Source organism: Halorubrum sp. SP9 (genome assembly GCF_005435015.1).
Classification (GTDB): domain Archaea; phylum Halobacteriota; class Halobacteria; order Halobacteriales; family Haloferacaceae; genus Halorubrum; species Halorubrum sodomense.
The window spans coordinates 1-302 of record NZ_SGXU01000593.1 but is presented as its reverse complement, the minus strand read 5'-3'; the positions used below and the strand labels follow the sequence as shown (position 1 = coordinate 302).

General features: G+C 61.6%; 1 pseudogene. It reads right to left on the bottom strand.

The annotated features are described in order from the left end of the window. Positions 1-302: pseudogene (locus tag EXE45_RS18695) on the bottom strand (hypothetical protein); the annotation flags it as partial.

Below are 302 nucleotides of genomic sequence, written 5' to 3'. Positions count from 1 at the left end.
GTGGGTCGCGCCGTTCGTACTCGCTCGATTCCAATCGCTCCAGCCCGAGATCGAAGAGTTCCTGCGCGGCGACGAAGCGACCGTCGCGGGAGAGCCGGAACGCGAGTTCGAGCATGTCGTCGTACCGTTCCCACTCGCCGGTGTGGTGACCCGGTGAGCTCGGGAAGTTCGTTCGGTTCAGGTCCTCCCGGAACAGTTCGATCAGTTCGTTGTGGAACGTTCGGATCCCTTCCCGTGTGTTGCCGCGTTTCAGCGTCAACGACGACTTCGCCATACTCTCGTATCGGTCGAGGATGTCGTCG